Raw genomic sequence first — 17,346 nt, 5'->3', positions numbered from 1 at the left:
GAGTCCCCTCAGATGGGTCAGTCGACGGCGGGGCCGGCGGTGTCGTTGAGCCAGATCCACTCGGACCAGGTGGCGAAGCCGGTCTGCCACTTGTGGTACGTGCCGGCGTGGCTGGTGCCGAAGACTTCGATGCGGCCGTCGGCGTTGGTGGCTGCGGTGACTTCGGTGCCGCCGGTGCCGAAGGACGCCCAGTCGCTGTAGGGGGCGTTGACGGCGGTCTGCCACCTATGCATGGCGGTGCTGCCGTTCATGGCGAAGACTTCGACGCGGCCGTCGGGGGTGCGTTCGCTGGTGAGCTGTGCGTCGGCAGGGCCGCCGGTGGGTTCCCACTCGGACCAACTGGTGGGACTGGTCTGGTATTTGTGGAACACGCCGACCGGGCCCGAGGCGAAGACCTCCAGGCGACCGTCGGCGTTGTGGTCGACGGTCAGGTCCCGGCCGCCGCCCCCGAAGGTGCCCCACGACGACCATCCGCCGTTGGGGGCGGTCTGGTACCGGTGCTGGAAGGTGGTGCCGTTGAGGGCGAAGACCTCCAGGCGTCCGTCGGGTGCCTTCTCCATTTCCACGCGACTGTCGGCGGGACCGCCGCCCGTGGGCTCCCACTCCGACCAGCCGCCGTTCGGGGCGACTTGATACCGGTGGAAGAGTCCGACCGGGCCGGACGCGTAGACCTCGATGCGGCCGTCGGCGTTGACACCGGCCGCGGTGTCCCGGCCGCCGCCTCCGAAGGCCTCCCAGTTCGACCAGCCGCCGGACGGGCTCAGTTGCCAGCGGTGCTGGAAGGTGGTGCCGTTGAGGGCGAACAGCTCCAGGCGGCCGTCGGCGTTGGGTGCGATGGCGAGTTCGGCGTTACCGGGTCCGCCGAGGGCTTCCCAGGCGGACCAGTTGCCGTTGACCTCCTGCTGCCAGGCGTGGTGGATGCCGTCGGCTCCGGCGGCGAACACCTCAAGGCGCCCGTCCGCCGACCGCGCCGACACGACCCGGCCCGACTCCGCCGGATACACCAACGGCTTGGGCCGCGGACCGCTGCCCGGGGTGCAGGGCAGCACCACGCCACGCTCCGCGAGATAGACCTCGGGGTCGATACCGTACGAGGCGGACCGGTCGCCCCAGATCCGCAGATGGAGGTGGGGACCGGTGGACTGCCCCTCGGAGCCCATCAGGGCGATCTGCTGGCCGGCCACGACACGGTCGCCGACGGAGACGTCCCGCCGGGACATGTGCCCGTACTCGGAGATCCTTCCGTCGGGGTGCTGGACCCGGATCCACTGGCCGTAGCCGGGCTCGTACCCGGAGATGGTCACCTCGCCGTCTCCCACGGCGTAGATCGGCGTCCCCACATTGTTGGCGATGTCGACGCCGTTGTGGCCGCTGTGGAAGTGCTGGGACACGAAACCGGCGGCCGGGCAAGCCACGGCGAGGCCGCCGGTCCGGGCCGCGGCCGGAGTCACGGGCACCAGCGCCGGGAGCAGCAGGGCGGCTGCCGCCGCGAGAACCCAGGCCAGTGCGCGTCGGGAAATTCCAGGAAGCACGAGACGCTCCTCCCCCTCGGGGGTCTCGGGTGATGACGGACCGACAGGTGGAAGCCCCATCGAAGCGGCTAGGTGACCGCGGGGCCGGAGTCGTTCAGCCAGCCCCATTCCGACCAGGTGGCGAACCCGGTCTGCCAGCGGTGATAGACGCCGGCGTGGCTGGTGCCGAACACCTCGATCCGACCGTCGGCGTTGTTGCTCGCACCGATCTCGGTGCCGCCGCCACCGAACGTCTCCCACTGCGAGTACGACGCGTTCGGGCCGGTCTGCCAGGCATGGCTCGCGGTGGTGGCGTTGATCGCGAACACCTCGACCCGGCCGTCGACCGACCGCGAGGTGGTCAGCTCTGCGTTGGAGATCCCGCCGGTGCCCGTCCACTCCGACCACGTGGTCGGACTGGTCTGCCAGCGGTGGAACACACCGTTGGCGTTGGAGGCGAACACCTCCAGCCTGCCGTCCTGGTTGTAGCTGGCGGTGACGTCGTGTCCGCCGCCGCCGAAGTTCTCCCACGCGGACCAGCCGCCGTTGACACCGGTCTGGTACAGGTGCCCGAACGTCGAGTCCGACAGCGCGAACACCTCGAGTCGCCCGTCGGGTGCGTTCTCCATGGCGAGTCGCGCATTGGCCGGACCGCCGCCGACGCCTTCCCAGTTGGCCCACCCGCCGCTGGGTGCGGTCTGCCAGCGGTGGAACACACCGTTGGCGTTGGAGGCGAACACCTCGATACGGCCGTCGGCGTTGTTGCCCGCAGCCAGTCGGTACCCCCCGGTGCCGAAGTTCTCCCAGCCGGACCAGCCCGCACTGGGCGCGGTCTGCCACATGTGGTCGAAGGTGCTGTCCGACAGTGCGAACACCTCCAACCGGCCGTCCGCGTTCGACGCCACCGCCAGCTGCGCATTGCGCGGACCACCCGCGAACCGCCACTGCGACCAAGCGCCGTTCACCTCGGTCTGCCACGAGTGATACACGCCATCGGCGCCGGCGGCGAAGGCCTCCAGCCGCCCGTCCGCTGACCGCCCGGACACCACCCGGCCCGAGGCGTACGGGTGCTTGGGGCCGCCGCTCATACCGGACCACAGCGCGTTGGCGATGAGCACGGCGTCGCCCGCCTCGATCCCGTACAGGTGGCGCAGGTCCTCTCTCGGCTGCTGGACACGCCAGCACACCTCGCCGATCGGCGCGTTGTTCCACGAACCGCCCGGATACAGCCGCTCCATCGCATCCAGGAAGGCGTTGGTGGCGTAGGCCGGGTTCAGCCGCTGCTCGCGGGTACCCCACCAGTCCTGCTGCTGGAACAGCCCGATGCTGGTGTGGTCGACGGCCTGGGAGTAGTTGTTCATGCTGGTTTCCACGATGATCGTGGCAATGGCGATCGCCGCGGCTCGCGGGTTGAGCCCCCGGTCCTTCACCGCCTGGGTGACCATCCGCGCGCAGGACATCTTGTAGGCGTTCAGATAGCCGGCCATCTTCGCGTTCAGCTGCGGGTTGACCTGGTCGGCCATGATGCCGTCGGTGGCCGACGGACCGGCCGGATCACAGGGCGCGGTCGGAATGGCGAAGCCCTGGGGGCCACTGAAATACCGGGAGACGCCGTACCGGTCATCGCCCGGGCGCGGAACAGGCCCTTGTCGGGCGATGGCGACCGAGGCGGTCATCCCGATGACCAACGCCCAGATGCCGGCCACGACGGCCCATCTGGTGAACACGCGGTACAAGCCGGTTCTTCCCACTGTGTGCCTTTCCGTCGTGAACTCCGCTCGTCGGCGGCCGACAGTAGAAGGCACCGATGAAATACCGATGGAGTCGGCCTCCTCGCTTGTTTCATCGGAATGTCATCGGCCACTGCCACTGTCGTGACGCGTAGGCAGACCACATGGGGAGGATCGAATGCGAGCGAAGAGGATGACGGCCGCGTTGGCCGGACTTCTGCTGACAGCCGGGCTTTCAGTGGCACAGGGGTCCACGGCGCAAGCGGCGGCAGCGGCTTCGTGTGAGGGCACCTACACGATCGTTGTCGGTGGCACGGGAAGCTCGTGGAACAACGACGGCTTCACCGGCAACATCCAGCAGCATGTCGGATACCCCACCCAGATTCCCAACGGCGCGAGTGCCCGGGCAGGCGTCAACGAGCTGAACCGGCTGGTCCGCAACCAGCGTGCCGCGTGCCCGGGCCAGCACGTCAAGATGGGCGGGTACTCGCTGGGCGCCGCGGTGGTGCACATCTGGGTCACCGAGAACTGGCAGACGTTCGACAACGTCAACGCCATTCTCATCGCGGACCCCAAGCGCCAGGCACCTCCTGGTGCCAACGGCGGATCCGTGCCGTTCGGCGGTATTGTCGGCGCCCCGCTCGCCGGCGCCGACAAGTTCTTCGGCAACGTGCCGGTCAAGACGATCTGCCACTGGGACTACGTCTGCGACGAGTCCGCCGGAATTTGGACCTACCCGGACAACCACGTCAAGAACTACCCGCACGACTTCAACATGGATCACCACAACGACAGCGCCAACGAGCAGTGGTACAACGGCGCCTGGTATCCGGCCTCCTGGTAATCACGGAAACCTTTCGGCCGGGTGCGTAGCCGAATGAGTCCCTTCACCACCTGCCGGCGGCCGAGCAGAACCGGCTGCCGGCAGGTGGTGAGAGGGCGTCATCGACGTTTCGCCGTTCCGGGGGCGAGACCGAGGCCGGCTTCGTCGCCGCACAGAATCATCTGGTGCGTCCGCCGCAGCACCCGGCTCGGAGGAACCCCCAGCTCGTCGGCGAGACGGCGGCGGGCACGGTCGAACACGGTCAACGCGTCGGCCTGCCGGCCGTTACGGTACAGCGCCCGCATCAGCATCGCCGCCAGCGGCTCGTTCAGGGGGTACGCCGCGGACAGGGCGAACAGCTCGGCGATCGCCTCCGAGTCCTGGCCCAGCCGCAGCTGCCACTCCAACTTCCGCTGCACGAGGGCGATCCTGCACTCGGTGAGCCGCAGCCGCTCCAGTTCGGCGAGTGGCCCGGGTAAACCGGCCAAGGGCTCCCCGCGAAACAGCTCAAGCGCCTGGGCACACAGCCGTACCGCCTCGGCCGGTTCACCCGCTCGATCGGCCGTCCCGATGTCGGTGACCAGCTCCTCCATGCGCGCCACGTCCACGTCGACCGCCCCGGAGACCAGCTGGTATCCGCGCCGGGCATACTCGATGACCGCGTCCGGACCGTCCCCGGCGCGCAGGGCCTTGCGCAATCGGTAGATGTACACCGGCACCACTTTCGCGGCCGGCGGCTCCATCCCCCACACGTCGTCGAGCAGTTCCCGCTGGCTGAGGGCCCGCCCCGCGCACAGCGCCAGCGCCGCCAGTACGGCTTGCTGGCGGACCGGCCCCAGATTGAGCGGCCGCCCGTCCTGCCATGCCTGCAGCGGTCCGAGTACGGAGATCCGTACCTTCGGTCCGGCCGCCCGGCCGGCGGCGGTCCACGGCACCGGACTCACCGACCGCGTACGGGGGCCACGTCCGGGGACGACCAGCCCGCAGTCGAAGGCGTGGACGATGGCGGCGGCTCGGTCCCGCAGCCCGAGCTTCACGAGAATCCGCGCGACGTGCTCGGCCACGGCGTCCTCGCCGATGGCGAGGGCGGCGCCGATCTCGTCGTCCCGCAGGCCGCAGCCGACCGCGGCGAGCACCCTGCGCTCCTCATGCCCGAGCACAGTGGCAGGTGGGCGTTGGGTGGTGGCCGTCGTCGGCATCGCTGCTCCCCGGGCTCCGGAATGGTCGGTCTGACGGGCGCCGTCGACAAGGTAGGCGGGGAAGTGTCGGGCAGGGCATCCGGAACGATCCGGAGTGACACGCGCGACCCGGGCTCCCTCCGCATGGCCTCCGCGCCGAGGCCGAAGACGCCCGGCGTGCGTGGAGTGACGCCCGGCGGGCAGGCGGTCAAGAACACTCGGGTCCGCGCTGACGCCGGCCCCACAAGTTCACGGCGGGCCATGCCGTTTGAGGAGACGACGCCCGGTAACACGAGAGAGGAGAAGTCATGGACGATTCATCGGAAACCGGGACGGAGAGCAAGGCGTCGAAGGCGGAGCAGGAACGGCCGCCACCGATGGCCACGGTGATCCGGACGGCGATGGAGGAGCTCGCTCAGCTGCTGAACCAGCCCACGGAGGCCGTCAGCTCCTGCGAACGGAGCGAGAGTGGCGACTGGCGTCTGACCGTCGAAGTCCTCGAACTGCAACGCGTTCCCGAGACGATGAGCCTGCTCGCTTCGTACGAGGTCGACGCCGACCCCCACGGGCACCTCATCGGCTACCGGCGCGCCCGCCGCTACGAGAGGGGACGGGCGGACCGCCGTTGAGCGCACAGGCCGCCACCTCGGTTTTCGTACGTGCCCGTACCGAGACGAGAGGGAGACCGAGAAGCATGACTGTCGTTCCCACCCAGCCCGCCCCCGCCGCCTCCGGAGGCGGCTCCAGCGGTCTGTACGACGTGCTCGAACTGGTCCTGGACCGCGGCCTGGTGATCGACGCGTTCGTACGCGTCTCCTTGGTCGGCATCGAGATCCTGAAGATCGACATACGCGTCGTCGTGGCCAGCGTCGACACCTACCTCCGGTTCGCCGAGGCCTGCAACCGGCTCGACCTGGAAGCCGGTCCGCGCAAGAACCCCGGCCTGCCGGAACTGGTCGGCGACGTCACCGAATCCGGCGCCCGCGGCAAGACCAAGGGCGCCCTGAGCGGGGCCGCGCAGACCATCTCCGACGCCTTCCACCAGGCACGCGACGAGGCGACGGAGGAGAAGGAGAGCAGCGGCTCACGCCGGCGCACCTCGACCCGTCGGGAGGACAAGGAATGAGCACGTACGTCTACGGCATCGCCCCCGCCGACCGGAAGCTTCCCGACCACATCGAGGGCATCGGCGACCCCCCGCGGCCCGTACGCGTCGTGCGCAGCGGCGACCTCGTGGCCCTGTGCAGCGACGCGCCGACCGAGCTGAAGGCGAAGCGCCGCGACCTGTTGGCGCACCAGCACGTCGTGATCCGGGCCGGCCAGGACGGTCCCGTGCTGCCCTTGAGGTTCGGCGGGATCTCCCCCGACGACGCGGCGGTCGCCGCGATCCTCGAGGAGCATCACGACCGCTACGTGGAGCGGCTGAAGGCGCTCGACGGCAAGGACGAGTTCAACGTCAAGGTGCACCACGACGAAGAGGCGGTGCTGCACGTGGTGCTCGCCGCCGATCGCGACCTGAGGGCCCGGCACGCCGCCAACCGTGCGGCAGGCGGCGGGAGTCACGAGGAGAAGCTCGCCTTCGGCGAGCTGGTCGCACGGGCCGTCGCCGAGCAGGAGAAGACCGACGCGGAGCTCGTCGAGCGGACCCTCGCACCGCACGCGGCGGCGATGGTGCGCGGGCCGGAAGGCACCGGCCGACTCGCCAATCTGTCGTTCCTCGTGGAACGCGCAGGACGCCAGGAGTTCCTGGACGCCCTGCGCGCCCTCCACCAGGAGCACGGGCACCTCCTGGCGCAGGCGACGGGGCCGCTGCCCCCGTACAGCTTCGTCGAGGCGGGCTGACTCCATGGGGCTGCTCAAGGAGGTCCTTCTGCTGCCGGCCGCGCCGGTGCGGGGCACCGCCTGGGTGCTGCGGCAGGTCGTCGCGGCGGCGGAACGGGAGTACTACGACCCGGGCGTCGTCCACGGAGAACTGGCCGGCTTGGTGGCGGCGTACGAGGCCGGCGAGATCGACGATGCGGAGTTCGACCGCCGGGAGGACGAACTCCTGGCCCGCCTGGAGGCAGGACGGAGGGGTACCTGATGGCTCACACCGAACGTCTTGTCATCGGCGTCGCCCGGATCATGGGCCGGTCCTCCGCCCGGCTTCACGACCTCGCCGACGGGAACCACGGTCTGGCGGCGCTGACCTTGGCGGGTGCCAGACGGGTGGGGCATGCCCGGGGCACCCTGCACACCGCCGTCGTCGCCGGCACCGAGCGCATCCGGCACCTGAGCGAGCCGGACGGGCGGCGGAGCACGCCTCCCCTCTCCCTGGTGGCGACGGTGCAGGTGGCGGTGCCGGTCAGCGTCGCGTACGAGCGGTGGACCAGCCACTGGTCCGGCAACGGGCGGGACACGAGCGGTCCCGGCTCCCGGCGGCCGGCGCACGTGACCCACCGGACACCGCGGCGGCGTATCGCCTGGAGCCGCGACGGCGCCAAGGGCCTGACCCGGGGCGCCGTGAGCTTCCACGAACTCGCCGAGGACCTCACCTGCGTCGTGCTCGCCGCGGAGTACCGGCCGCGGTGGCTCGGCGGCCGGGCGGGCGGGTCGTGGAGGATCCGCCGCCGGATCGAGCGGGAACTGCGCGACTACGCCGCCTCGCTGATGCTCGAAGCGCGCGATGACGGCGGCCGCACCTCCCGGAGCGAGGCCGTGGGGCCGGAAACGGAGGAGGCCAAGTCATGACGATGCCGTCGGGACTTCCGCGACCGTACGACGAACAGTCGGCCAATCTCGCCGACATCCTCGAACGCGTCCTCGACAAGGGCGTGGTGATCGCGGGGGACATCCGCATCAACCTCCTCGACATCGAACTCCTCACCGTCAAGCTGCGGCTCGTCGTGGCTTCCGTCGAACGGGCCAAGGAGATGGGCATCGACTGGTGGGAGCAGGACCCCGCCCTGTCCTCCCGGGCCCGGCGCGGCGAGCTGGGCCGGGAGAACGAGGAGCTGCGCCGTCGTATCGCCGAGCTGGAGGCGAAGCAGGAGTCATGAAGGACGAACCACTGCTGTACGTGTACGCCGTCGTCCGGTCCTGTCGTGCCGCGGGGCCGCCCGACGGCCCTCCACCCGACGAAACGCTGGGTACGGGGCTGGCAGCCGTCGAACACCGGGGCCTGACCGCCATCGTCGAACCGGTCGCGGCGGCCGACTTCGACGAAGCGCCCTTGCGCGAACGACTGGAGGACCTGGACTGGCTCGCGAGAGTGGCCCGCGCCCATCACGGCGTGGTGGCCGCGGCCGGCCGGCGTGGCACCACCGTTCCCCTGCGGCTGGCGACCGTCTGCCGTGGCCGGCCGGGCGTGCGCCGACTGCTCGAAGAAGGGGAACACCGCCTGTCGCAGACGCTTGACCGGCTGGCGGGGGCCCACGAGTGGGGAGTCAAGCTGTACGTCGACGAGGCACCCGGGAAGAGCGCGTCCGAGAACACCGGAAGCGCGCCGCTCCAAGGGGGTTCCGGGCGCGACTACCTGCGCCGCCGACTGGGGGAACAGCGGGCCCGCCGGAACGTCGACGACACGGCGGCCCGCACCGCGCGAGACCTCCACGAGGTGCTCGCACGCGCGTCGGCGGACGCGGTGCTGCACCCGCCCCAGCAGGTGCGACTGTCCCAGGCTTCCGGCCGGAACGTCCTCAACGCCGCCTACCTCGTTCCTGACGAGAGGCGGCAGGAGTTCCTCGACGCGGTTCCTCCGCCCGAGAAGACGCACCCCGGCCTGCGCGTGGAGATCACCGGCCCCTGGGTGCCCTACTCCTTCACGCGGACCGAGTCCGACGAGGGGCCGGGCCGATGACCGACCAGCGGGAGATCGCCCTGGTCGACCTGCTGGACCGGCTGTTGGCCGGCGGTGTGGTCCTCGCCGGCGACATCACCCTGAGGATCGCCGACGTCGACCTCGTACGCATCGACCTGAAGGCGCTCGTCAGCTCCGTCGGCGACGGCGTGCCCTCCCCGTGGAAGCAGGTGACACCGTGACGACGTGGCCGCGACGCGTGGAACTCGACCCGGACACCGTCGAACGCGACCTGGCGTGCCTGGTCCTGACCGTGGTCGAGCTGCTGCGTCAGCTGATGGAACGCCAGGCCCTGCGCCGGGTCGAGGTGGGCGACCTCACCGAGGAGCAGGAAGAGCGGATCGGTCTGACCCTCATGCTCCTGGAGGACCGGATGACGCTGCTGCGCGATCGCTTCGGACTGGAACCGGAAGACCTCAACCTTGACCTGGGTCCGCTCGGCAAACTGCTGTAATCGGAAAACCGCCTTAAATGGAGTTTGTTCGGGCCTGGCCCGGCTAGACGATGAATATGAGTGCATCGGAGAAGAGCCACGAGAACGCGTCCCGTCGGAACAGTTCGCGTACCACCTCGGACAGCACCGGCACCCGAAGCCGCACAAGTCGCGGCTCGGACGCGGCAAAGAAGACCGTCCACGCGGTGGAGGAAACCGAGGCAGCGGCCACCGGGACGTTGACCGCGCTTCCCGCGCCCATCGCCGAGAAGACTCTCGCGGCCGTCCACGCCGTCCGGGGCACCGGCGACTGGCTGTGGACCGCCGTGCGCACCCGCAAGACGCTCGCCGGCAGCACCGCCGTCAGCGCCGCGGCCGCGCTGACCGGCGCATACGCCATGGGCCGCCGCGCAGGGCTACGCTCCCGCGGCCCGATCTCCCGGCTCACCGGCGGTCGCGTCTGACACGCATTGCGGGGCGGCTCCGGAATCCCCGGAGCCGCCCCCTTTTCTTTTGCACCTGGCTTGCTGAGGGGGCGTCACCTCTCAAATTCCCCCGGACGGCGGGGTCGTACGCCTTGAGGTACGCGTCGAGCGAGCTGCCGGTGCCGGCCGCGTAGCCGGCACCGGCTGCTGCCGTTGGCGTCGATCGTGCCGTCAGACGTCGCTGCGCTGCGAGGTTGCCACCCCGGACAAGTCGACAACCCGCCAACTGCCCTATCAGTTCGGCCAATTCTCCGGCATGGGCCACGGGCATGTCCTGGCCCGGCTGCTGTCATGCCATCATCAGACGGCTGTTACTGCCAAGTAGGCACATCGATGACAGCAGCCACCCCCCATGCACATCGCTCATCGCCGGAGGACACCCCCGTGCGCACTCACACCAGGAGACTCCTGGTCCCCACGCTGATCTCCCTCGCCTTGGCGGCGAGCGGATGCTCCGCCACACCCGTCAGCACCACCGCCACCACCCCCGGAGCGGTATCCACCGCCACCCCGGCCGCCGCGGCGGAGAAAAGCGAACGGCTCGACGTCACACCGGCACCGCAGGGAACGCCCACTGCCGTGGCACGACCGGCGACCAAGGGCGGCGCCGGCACCCGCCAGAGCACCTTCAAGGTCGTCGACTACGACCGGCGGACCGGACACGCGGTCATCGCCGCCCCGCCGGCGGCCTCCCGCGATTCCTCGCCGACCCCGGCCTCGACCCCGACCCCGAGCCCGACCTCCGGGCGATCGGCCGAGCCCCGTGCCGAAGGTCCGGTCAAGACGGGCGACGTCATCGCCAGCGCCCCGGCGCCCGGCGCCCCCGAGGGGGTCCTCGTCGAGGTGACGAAGGTCGTACGCACCACCGGCAAGGCCACGGAGGTTGCCACCAAGCCCGCGACGCTCAGCGCGCTGCTCGCCGACGACAAGGCCGACGGCCGGATACCCGTCGACCCGGCCACGGTCGACGTCGAGCCCTTGGTGAAGGGTGTGAAGTTCTCCTGGGCCAAGCCCGGTGGCGTCCGCTTCGGCCCCAACGGGGCGAAGGTGCCCGTGGGTCAGCTCCGCCTCGACGTAGGCACCACGCTCGCCACGGCCGCCGACGCACCCGTCTCGGCCGCCGCCTCCGTCTCCGGCTTCGTCCAGCTGGCCCCCGAGGTGGAGTTCTCCTACGACGGCAGCGCCCATGGACAGGCGGGCAAGTTCGGGCCCGGCTCGGCGTTCCTCGGCATGTCCGGCGACTGGTCCGCCCAGTGGGCTCTGAAGGGCCGCGCGGCCGCCCAGACCTCCCAGCGCATACCGTTCGCCAAACTGCACGCCGACCCCGTGATCCAGGTCGGCCCCGTGCCCGTCGTCGTCAACCTCGACCTCACCGTCTACCTCCAGGTCGAGGCCGACGGCCGCGTCACCCTCGACGTGAAGCAGGACGTCAAGGGTGACTTCCGCGTCGGCGGCGGCTACACACCCGGCAAGGGCTGGGCCCCGGTCAGCACCTCCGCTGTGAAGAGCACCCCCGTGACGGCCACGGTCACGGCAGCCGGCCGGGCCAAGGCCGCCCTGGGGGCCGAAGCGTCCGTCGGCCTGTACGGCATGGTCGGCCTCACCGCCGACTTCGCCCCGTACCTGCGCGCCGAGGGCGAGGTCCGGGCTTCCGCCTCCACCCCCGCGGACGGCTCCCCGAACGGCTCCCTGGACCTGACTGGCGCCTGGGCGCTCCACGGCGGCTTCGACCTGAGCGGCAACCTCCAGCTTCAGCTCTCGGTCTTCGGTACACCCATATTCCAAAAGCGCATCCCCCTGGGCAGCCTCCACCGCGAATGGCCCCTCGCGAGCGGCCGGGTCAAGCGGTCCACCTGAACCGCACGCGCCCGGACCGAGCCTGCCCGGTCCGGGCGTCAAGCCTGGTGGTGATCGCGGGGGGACATGGCCTCCCCGTCGAGTCGGTCGACGAGGATCATCGCGACATCGTCGGTCAGGGGGCCCGCGGTGTGCCGTATCAGTGCCTGGTGCAGTTCGGCCAGGAACTCCGGCGGGGTCGTGTCGGCGCGGATCCTTTCCATGACTTCCGGAAGGGGGAAGAAGTCGTTGTCGGGATTACGGGCCTCGATCACACCGTCGGTGTACAGCAGCAGACGGTCGCCAGGTGCGAACGGATAGCTCTCGGGTGTGGACGGGGTGCCGGTGGCAAGGTCCTCCAGGCCGAGTGGCGGGAGCGGCGAGGCGGGCAGCAGGTGCTGCACTCTGCCCTGGCGCAGGACCAGCGGAGGGGGATGGCCGCGGTTGACCACTTGCACCACGGGTTCGTCCGGTACCTGGGCCATGAGGGCGGTGGTGAATCCCTCCAGCACCACCTCCAGGTCGCCCGAGATGATGGCCTCGCGTCGCAGCGCAGCCGAGCAGTGGTCCATGACCTCCGTCAGGTCGGCCTCGTAGTGTGCGATCTCCCGGAACGCACCCAGCGCGACGCCGACCGCCCGCATGGCTTTGAGTCCCTTGCCGCGGACGTCGCCGACGATCATCCGAACCCCGTATCGGGTCTGCACCGCCTCGTAAAGATCACCGCCGATCTGCGCCTCCGTCCCGGCCGCGAGGCAGAGGCTGGCGGCCCGTACGGGGCCCAGGTGCGCCGGCACGGGCCGCAGCACGACGTCCTGTGCCGCCAGGGCGATCCGACGGACCTGCTCAAGCTCGCTCCGCCTGCGCGTCTGCACGGCGTCGCTGGTGATGTAACCGGCAACGGACACCAGGCCAATGGCCAGGAAGTTGGTATAGACCTGGAGGGTGGTCCACGCCTGGTTGTAGGTGGCGGTGATCACGCTGACGGTCAGCGCGAGAGCCGCCGCCGAGAGGGTGCCCTTGGGGCCCATGGTCACCGCTGCCAACGCCGGCATCGCCGTGAGGAGGGGGCCGGTATAGATGAAGTGGGCCGGCGTGAGCTCGATCGCCAGCACGGCCAGCGCGATCATGAAGGGCAGAGCCTGCAGCAAGGTGAGGAGGACGGGGCCATGCCCACCCGCTCCTCGCCAAACGGGCGAGCGCGATACCGACCGCATGGGTCCAGCCTGCCCGCCCGGAGCCTGAGGCTCCACTTGTCCCCACCGCTTACTCGGAGACGGCCCTCTCCCAGCCCCGGGCGACCGTCTCCCTCGCCTTGTCCAGTTGCGCGTCTGTCGGGAACCGCGGCGTTCCCTCGACCGTCGGCAGCTGTGCGGCGGCGGCCTCGTCGAGTGTGCCGTCCTTCTTCATGGTGTCCATGAGCACCGGGCGGGCAAAACCCTTGAGCCGGAGGTTCTGGCCCTCCGCGCTGAAGAGGTACTCCTGCCACAGGCGGGCAGCCGCCGGGTGCGGGGCGTTCTTGTTGATCGACAGCGCGTAGTACTGGGCGAAGGCGCCGTCGAAGGGGATCGCGACCTGCCAGTTCACGCCCTTGGCGCGGAGCTCGTCGGCGTGGCCGAGGTTGACGTAGTCCCAGTTGATGCTGATGGGTGTCCGGCCGTCTTCGACCGATGCCGAGCTGGGCTCGGTGGGGTTGAAGTTGCCGATCTTCTTGAGCTCGGCGAAGAAGTCGAGACCGGGTTGGATGTCGTCGAACGACCCGTTGTTCGCCAGCGCGGCCGCGTAGACGCTTGCAAAGGCGGTACCCGACCGGGTCGGGTCGCCCTCGATCGCGACCTTGCCCTGGTAACCGGGCTTCAGCAGATCGGCGAAGGTGCGGGGACAGGGCTTGACGCGGTTGGCGTCGCAGCCGATGGAGATGTAGCCCCCGTAGTTGTTGTACCAGCGGGCCTGCGGGTCCTTCTGACTGATGGGGACCGAGTCGTACGCGGCGACCTTGTACGGCGCGAGCAGGTTCTCCCTCGCTGCTGCCCGCGCGAACGTATCGCCCATGTCGAGCACGTCGGGGGCGGTCGACCGGTTCCCGCTCTTCTTCACGGCCTCGATCTCGTCCTCGCTGTGGCCCTCCGGATTGTCGACGGTGACCTCGATCCCGTACTTCTTCTCGAAGCCGTCGATCAGGTGGCCGTAGCCGGCCCAGGATCGCGGAATCGCGATCGCATTGAGCCTGCCCTCCTGTTTCGCCGCGGCGATGAGCGCCTCCATGCCGCCCACGTTCTCGGCGGCGGTGGCCACCGACGGCTTCTGGGGTTCGGCGGTGGGGGTGTTCTCGCAGGCACTCAGGCCCAGTGCCACGAGGGCGAAGCAGCTGAGGACGGCCGCTGCTCGGGCCCGGGGTGTGGTCACGACGGCTCCAGGGGGTGGGAGTGGTCGTCGAGGCCAGAGTACCCGGCCGTCTCGATGGCGGGATCCCACCCGAGCAAGCCTGTGATCGCGGTCCCACGCCGGAACCACGACCTCTGTGCGCACGGCGAGCCGTGCAGAACCGGGCAGACCGTGCGGGTCGTGCGAGGTGCACGATCCCCTCACAGTGCCGTGTCGTCCCATTGGTCGAGCAGGATCTCGCCGAGCCCTTCCGCCCCGGGCGTGGCGCCGTCGTGGGTGGATTGTTCGGTCCAGATGATTTTGCCTGTGGGCGTGTAGCGGGTGCCCCAGCGTTGGGCGAACTGGGCGACCAGGAAGAGCCCGCGACCACCCTCGTCGGTGGCCTTCGCGCGGCGTAGCCGGGGCGAGGTGCTGCTGCCGTCGGAGACCTCGCAGATCAGGGTGCCTGCGGCGGAGCCGCTGACCGGATCCGTGCGGAGCAGCCGGACGGTGATGGGCTCGGTGCCGTAGCGGATGGCGTTGGTGATCAGCTCGCTGAGGATGAGCTCCGTGCTGAAGGCGATCTGCTCCAGTCCCCACTCCGTCAGTCGGCGGGCGCAGGCGGTGCGCACCGGGGCCACCTCCGCCGGGTCACCGGGCACCTGCCACTCGGCGACCTGCGTGGGGCCGAGCCGGCGGGCGCGGGCCGCCAGCAGCGCGATGTCGTCCCTGGGCCGGTCGGGCAGCAGGGCCTCCATCACCGCCGCGCAGGTGGCCTCAGGGGTGCGGTCGGGCCCGGTCAGAGCACCGCGCAGGACCTCCAGGCCGGCGTCCAGGTCGCGGTCGCGGTCCTCGATCAGGCCGTCGGTGTAGAGCACCAGCCGGGACCCCTCGGGCACGGTCAGCTTGGCGCTCTCGCTGGGCAGGCCGACGCCCAGCCCCAGCGGCGGGGAGACGGGCACCGGAGGGAAGTCCACGGTCCCGTCGGGATGGACCACAGCCGGTCCCGGATGGCCCGCGGTGGCCATGTCCAGCTGCCCGGTCGTGGGATCGTAGACGGCATACAGGCACGTGGCGCCGGTGATCCCCTGCCCGTCCTCCCCTGCGTCGGCCCCGTCGGCGTCGTTCTGGGCCACCAGCTCGTCCAGTCGGCCCAGCAGCTCCTCCGGAGGCATGTCCAGGGCGGAGAAGTTGTGAACGGCGGTGCGCAGCCGGCCCATGGTCGCCGCGGCGTGCAGGCCGTGGCCGACGACATCACCCACCACCAGAGCCACCCGGGCGCCGGACAGCGGGATGACGTCGAACCAGTCCCCGCCCACCCCGGCCTGTGCCGGCAGGTAGCGATAGGCCACCTCAAGGGCGGACTGCTCGGGCAGCCGGCGTGGCAGCAGGCTGCGCTGCAGGGTGACGGCCATGGTGTGTTCGCGGGTGTAGCGGCGGGCGTTGTCGATGCACACCGCTGACCGGGCGGCCAGCTCCTCGGCGAAGGACACGTCCTCGTCCTCGAACGGCGGGGAGTCGTCCGCCCGCCAGAAGCCCGCCATTCCCAGCACCACCCCGCGGGCCCGCAACGGGACCGCGAGCAGGGAGTGGATGCCGTGGTCGAGGATCCACCGGGCATCCGCGGGGTCCAGGGCCCGCCGGCCGTCGAAGGTGCTCAGGTCCCTCACCAGCACCGCTCGGCCGTCGGCCGGTCCTGCGGAGACGGGGTCGCCGGCGACGAACCGGATCAGCTCGCCGACAGGGTGGAGGAGACGGCCCTCCTCCAGACCCGCGACCGCGGTCAGGCGCATCTCGGTGTGCACACCGGAGGACTCCTCGCCGTGCAGGACCGGGTCCAGCAGCTCGATGGTGGCGACATCGGCGAACCGGGGCACCGCCACCTCCGCCAGTTCCTCGGCGGTGCGCTTCACATCCAGCGTGGTGCCGATCCGCACCCCGGCGTCGTAGAGCAGCCGCAACCGTTCGCGGGCCACCTCGGCCCTGCCGGAGAGAGCCCGCAGCTCGGTGGTGTCCCGTAGCGTCACCACGCCGGCGACCGGTCCATGGGGTGCGGTGAGCCGCTTGTTGACCGCCAGGAGACGGTCGGCCGCGAGGTATACCTCGTCAGTGGCCGGCCGGTCGGAGGTCAGCAGCTCGGCGAGGTCCTCCTCCATCCCCACATCGGTGATGCGGCGCCGCTCCGCGTCCGCCGGCAGGCGCAGCAGCCGCCGTGCCTCGTCGTTGGCCAGCATCAGCCGACCCTCACCGCCGATGATCAGCACACCCTCCCGCACGGCGTGCAGGACCGCGTCGTGGTGTTCGTACATCCTGGCCATCTCGGCCGGGCCCAAGCCATGGGTCTGCCGCCTCAACCGGTGGCTCACCAGTCCCGACCCGATGGCGGCGACGGCGAGGGCCCCGGCGACGCTGCCGAGCACGACCGGCAGCTGCTGGTTCACCGTGTGCTGGGCGTTCTCGACCGTGATGGGAGCGGAGACGACGGCGACGACCGAGCCGTCGGCACCCCTGACAGGGACCGCCGAGACCACGGACAGCCCCAGGGACCCGTGGAACGTCCTGGTGAACGCCTTGCCGGCCGCCGCCTCCGCGTAGGGGCCGATGACGAGCTTCCCGATCTCATCCGGGTCGCTGTGGGTGAGGGTGATGCCGTCCAGCCGGTACACGATGATCGCATCGACGCCCGCGGCCTTCCGGGCAGCCTCGGCGTGCGGCTGCAGCACCGCGGTCGGGTCGGGGCTCTCGAGCGCCGCCTCGATACTCGGGGAGTGCGCGAACGTCTGCGCCACGGCAAGCGTCCGGTGCCGGGCGTCCGCCATGCTGTCGCGTCGAGCCTGCACCACGAGAGCCGCCAGCGCCGCGACGACCAGCAGCACCACGAGCACCAGCTGCAGGAGGAAGACCTGCCCGGAGAGGCTGCGCACGCTCAGCAGGGAGCGCAGGCGCCGTGGCTGCCGCACGTCTCTCCTCCCTGATGAGGCTGACCGTGCTCTCGTCGCTCGCGTCGCCCTTGGTGGCCTTGCCCCGGACGAGGACACCGGTCAGGCACCCCATGCCCAGATTGACCCGAAATACTGCGCATACCCCATTCCTATCGCTTCTGGGCCGCTGACCACGAGGTGCCGGGCGGGTCCAGCCGGTCGGTGAT

The 17,346-nt window shown here is 70.4% G+C and carries 18 protein-coding genes; 12 read left to right on the top strand and 6 right to left on the bottom strand.

Going from position 1 to position 17,346, the window contains the following annotated elements; genetic code table 11:
- Window positions 1-17 precede the first annotated feature (17 nt).
- Complete coding sequence (locus tag ACZ7LT_RS07580) at window positions 18-1,532, bottom strand: DUF8189 domain-containing protein (RefSeq protein ID WP_471235057.1); 1,515 nt, start codon at window positions 1,530-1,532, stop codon at window positions 18-20.
- Window positions 1,533-1,600: 68 nt separating this feature from the next.
- Window positions 1,601-3,262 carry a PLL family lectin gene (locus ACZ7LT_RS07575; protein WP_471235056.1) on the bottom strand — a complete coding sequence of 554 codons (1,662 nt, stop codon included), beginning with the start codon at window positions 3,260-3,262 and terminating at the stop codon, window positions 1,601-1,603.
- A 157-nt stretch (window positions 3,263-3,419) separates the two neighbouring features.
- On the opposite strand from ACZ7LT_RS07575, the gene ACZ7LT_RS07570 reads away from it, so the two are divergent.
- Complete coding sequence (locus tag ACZ7LT_RS07570) at window positions 3,420-4,085, top strand: cutinase family protein (protein ID WP_471235055.1); 666 nt, start codon at window positions 3,420-3,422, stop codon at window positions 4,083-4,085.
- Between the two features lie 98 nt (window positions 4,086-4,183).
- Here ACZ7LT_RS07570 and ACZ7LT_RS07565 read toward each other — a convergent pair whose 3' ends face one another.
- On the bottom strand, window positions 4,184-5,263 hold the full coding sequence (locus tag ACZ7LT_RS07565) for an AfsR/SARP family transcriptional regulator (RefSeq protein ID WP_471235054.1): 1,080 nt from the start codon (window positions 5,261-5,263) through the stop codon (window positions 4,184-4,186).
- A gap of 287 nt (window positions 5,264-5,550) precedes the next feature.
- Between ACZ7LT_RS07565 and gvpO the strand changes: the two genes are divergently transcribed.
- The 11 genes from gvpO (at window position 5,551) to ACZ7LT_RS07510 (ending at window position 11,855) form a co-directional block, all read left to right on the top strand.
- Entirely contained in the window at window positions 5,551-5,871 is a 321-nt protein-coding gene (gvpO, locus tag ACZ7LT_RS07560) for a gas vesicle protein GvpO (protein ID WP_471235053.1), read from the top strand.
- A 65-nt stretch (window positions 5,872-5,936) separates the two neighbouring features.
- Complete coding sequence (locus ACZ7LT_RS07555) at window positions 5,937-6,368, top strand: gas vesicle structural protein GvpA (protein WP_471235052.1); 432 nt, start codon at window positions 5,937-5,939, stop codon at window positions 6,366-6,368.
- A complete protein-coding gene (locus ACZ7LT_RS07550; protein ID WP_471235051.1) occupies window positions 6,365-7,084 on the top strand; it encodes a GvpL/GvpF family gas vesicle protein in 720 nt (239 codons plus the stop codon). The genes ACZ7LT_RS07555 and ACZ7LT_RS07550 overlap by 4 nt, the downstream gene beginning before the upstream one ends.
- Before the next feature lie 4 nt (window positions 7,085-7,088).
- Entirely contained in the window at window positions 7,089-7,325 is a 237-nt protein-coding gene (locus ACZ7LT_RS07545) for a gas vesicle protein GvpG (protein WP_471235050.1), read from the top strand.
- Window positions 7,325-7,972: an SRPBCC family protein gene (locus tag ACZ7LT_RS07540; RefSeq protein ID WP_471235049.1), complete on the top strand. Its 648-nt coding sequence runs from the start codon at window positions 7,325-7,327 to the stop codon at window positions 7,970-7,972. The genes ACZ7LT_RS07545 and ACZ7LT_RS07540 overlap by 1 nt, the downstream gene beginning before the upstream one ends.
- The gene (locus ACZ7LT_RS07535) at window positions 7,969-8,280 is read left to right on the top strand and encodes a gas vesicle protein (protein WP_471235048.1); all 312 of its coding nucleotides are present in this window, start codon (window positions 7,969-7,971) and stop codon (window positions 8,278-8,280) included. The genes ACZ7LT_RS07540 and ACZ7LT_RS07535 overlap by 4 nt, the downstream gene beginning before the upstream one ends.
- Window positions 8,277-9,080 carry a GvpL/GvpF family gas vesicle protein gene (locus ACZ7LT_RS07530; RefSeq protein ID WP_471235047.1) on the top strand — a complete coding sequence of 268 codons (804 nt, stop codon included), beginning with the start codon at window positions 8,277-8,279 and terminating at the stop codon, window positions 9,078-9,080. Before ACZ7LT_RS07535 ends, ACZ7LT_RS07530 begins: the two co-directional genes overlap by 4 nt.
- Window positions 9,077-9,262 carry a gas vesicle protein gene (locus ACZ7LT_RS07525; protein ID WP_471235046.1) on the top strand — a complete coding sequence of 62 codons (186 nt, stop codon included), beginning with the start codon at window positions 9,077-9,079 and terminating at the stop codon, window positions 9,260-9,262. The genes ACZ7LT_RS07530 and ACZ7LT_RS07525 overlap by 4 nt, the downstream gene beginning before the upstream one ends.
- The gene (locus ACZ7LT_RS07520) at window positions 9,259-9,534 is read left to right on the top strand and encodes a gas vesicle protein K (RefSeq protein ID WP_471235045.1); all 276 of its coding nucleotides are present in this window, start codon (window positions 9,259-9,261) and stop codon (window positions 9,532-9,534) included. Before ACZ7LT_RS07525 ends, ACZ7LT_RS07520 begins: the two co-directional genes overlap by 4 nt.
- Before the next feature lie 185 nt (window positions 9,535-9,719).
- Window positions 9,720-9,977, top strand: a complete 258-nt coding sequence (locus tag ACZ7LT_RS07515) for a hypothetical protein (RefSeq protein ID WP_471235044.1) — start codon at window positions 9,720-9,722, stop codon at window positions 9,975-9,977.
- A 405-nt stretch (window positions 9,978-10,382) separates the two neighbouring features.
- Window positions 10,383-11,855 (top strand): hypothetical protein, encoded by a 1,473-nt coding sequence (locus tag ACZ7LT_RS07510; protein WP_471235043.1) that lies wholly within the window; start codon window positions 10,383-10,385, stop codon window positions 11,853-11,855.
- Window positions 11,856-11,893: 38 nt separating this feature from the next.
- On the opposite strand, the gene ACZ7LT_RS07505 is transcribed toward ACZ7LT_RS07510, so the two are convergent.
- From ACZ7LT_RS07505 to ACZ7LT_RS07495, 3 genes are all read right to left on the bottom strand, one after another.
- On the bottom strand, window positions 11,894-12,985 hold the full coding sequence (locus ACZ7LT_RS07505) for a PP2C family protein-serine/threonine phosphatase (RefSeq protein WP_471235042.1): 1,092 nt from the start codon (window positions 12,983-12,985) through the stop codon (window positions 11,894-11,896).
- Window positions 12,986-13,100: 115 nt separating this feature from the next.
- Window positions 13,101-14,240 (bottom strand): ABC transporter substrate-binding protein, encoded by a 1,140-nt coding sequence (locus ACZ7LT_RS07500; protein ID WP_471235041.1) that lies wholly within the window; start codon window positions 14,238-14,240, stop codon window positions 13,101-13,103.
- Between the two features lie 179 nt (window positions 14,241-14,419).
- A complete protein-coding gene (locus ACZ7LT_RS07495; RefSeq protein ID WP_471235040.1) occupies window positions 14,420-17,158 on the bottom strand; it encodes a SpoIIE family protein phosphatase in 2,739 nt (912 codons plus the stop codon).
- Window positions 17,159-17,346 lie beyond the last annotated feature (188 nt).

The sequence above is a fragment of the Streptomyces sp. NPDC039465 genome (assembly GCF_055639315.1).
This window is presented reverse-complemented; position numbering and strand designations above follow the sequence as displayed.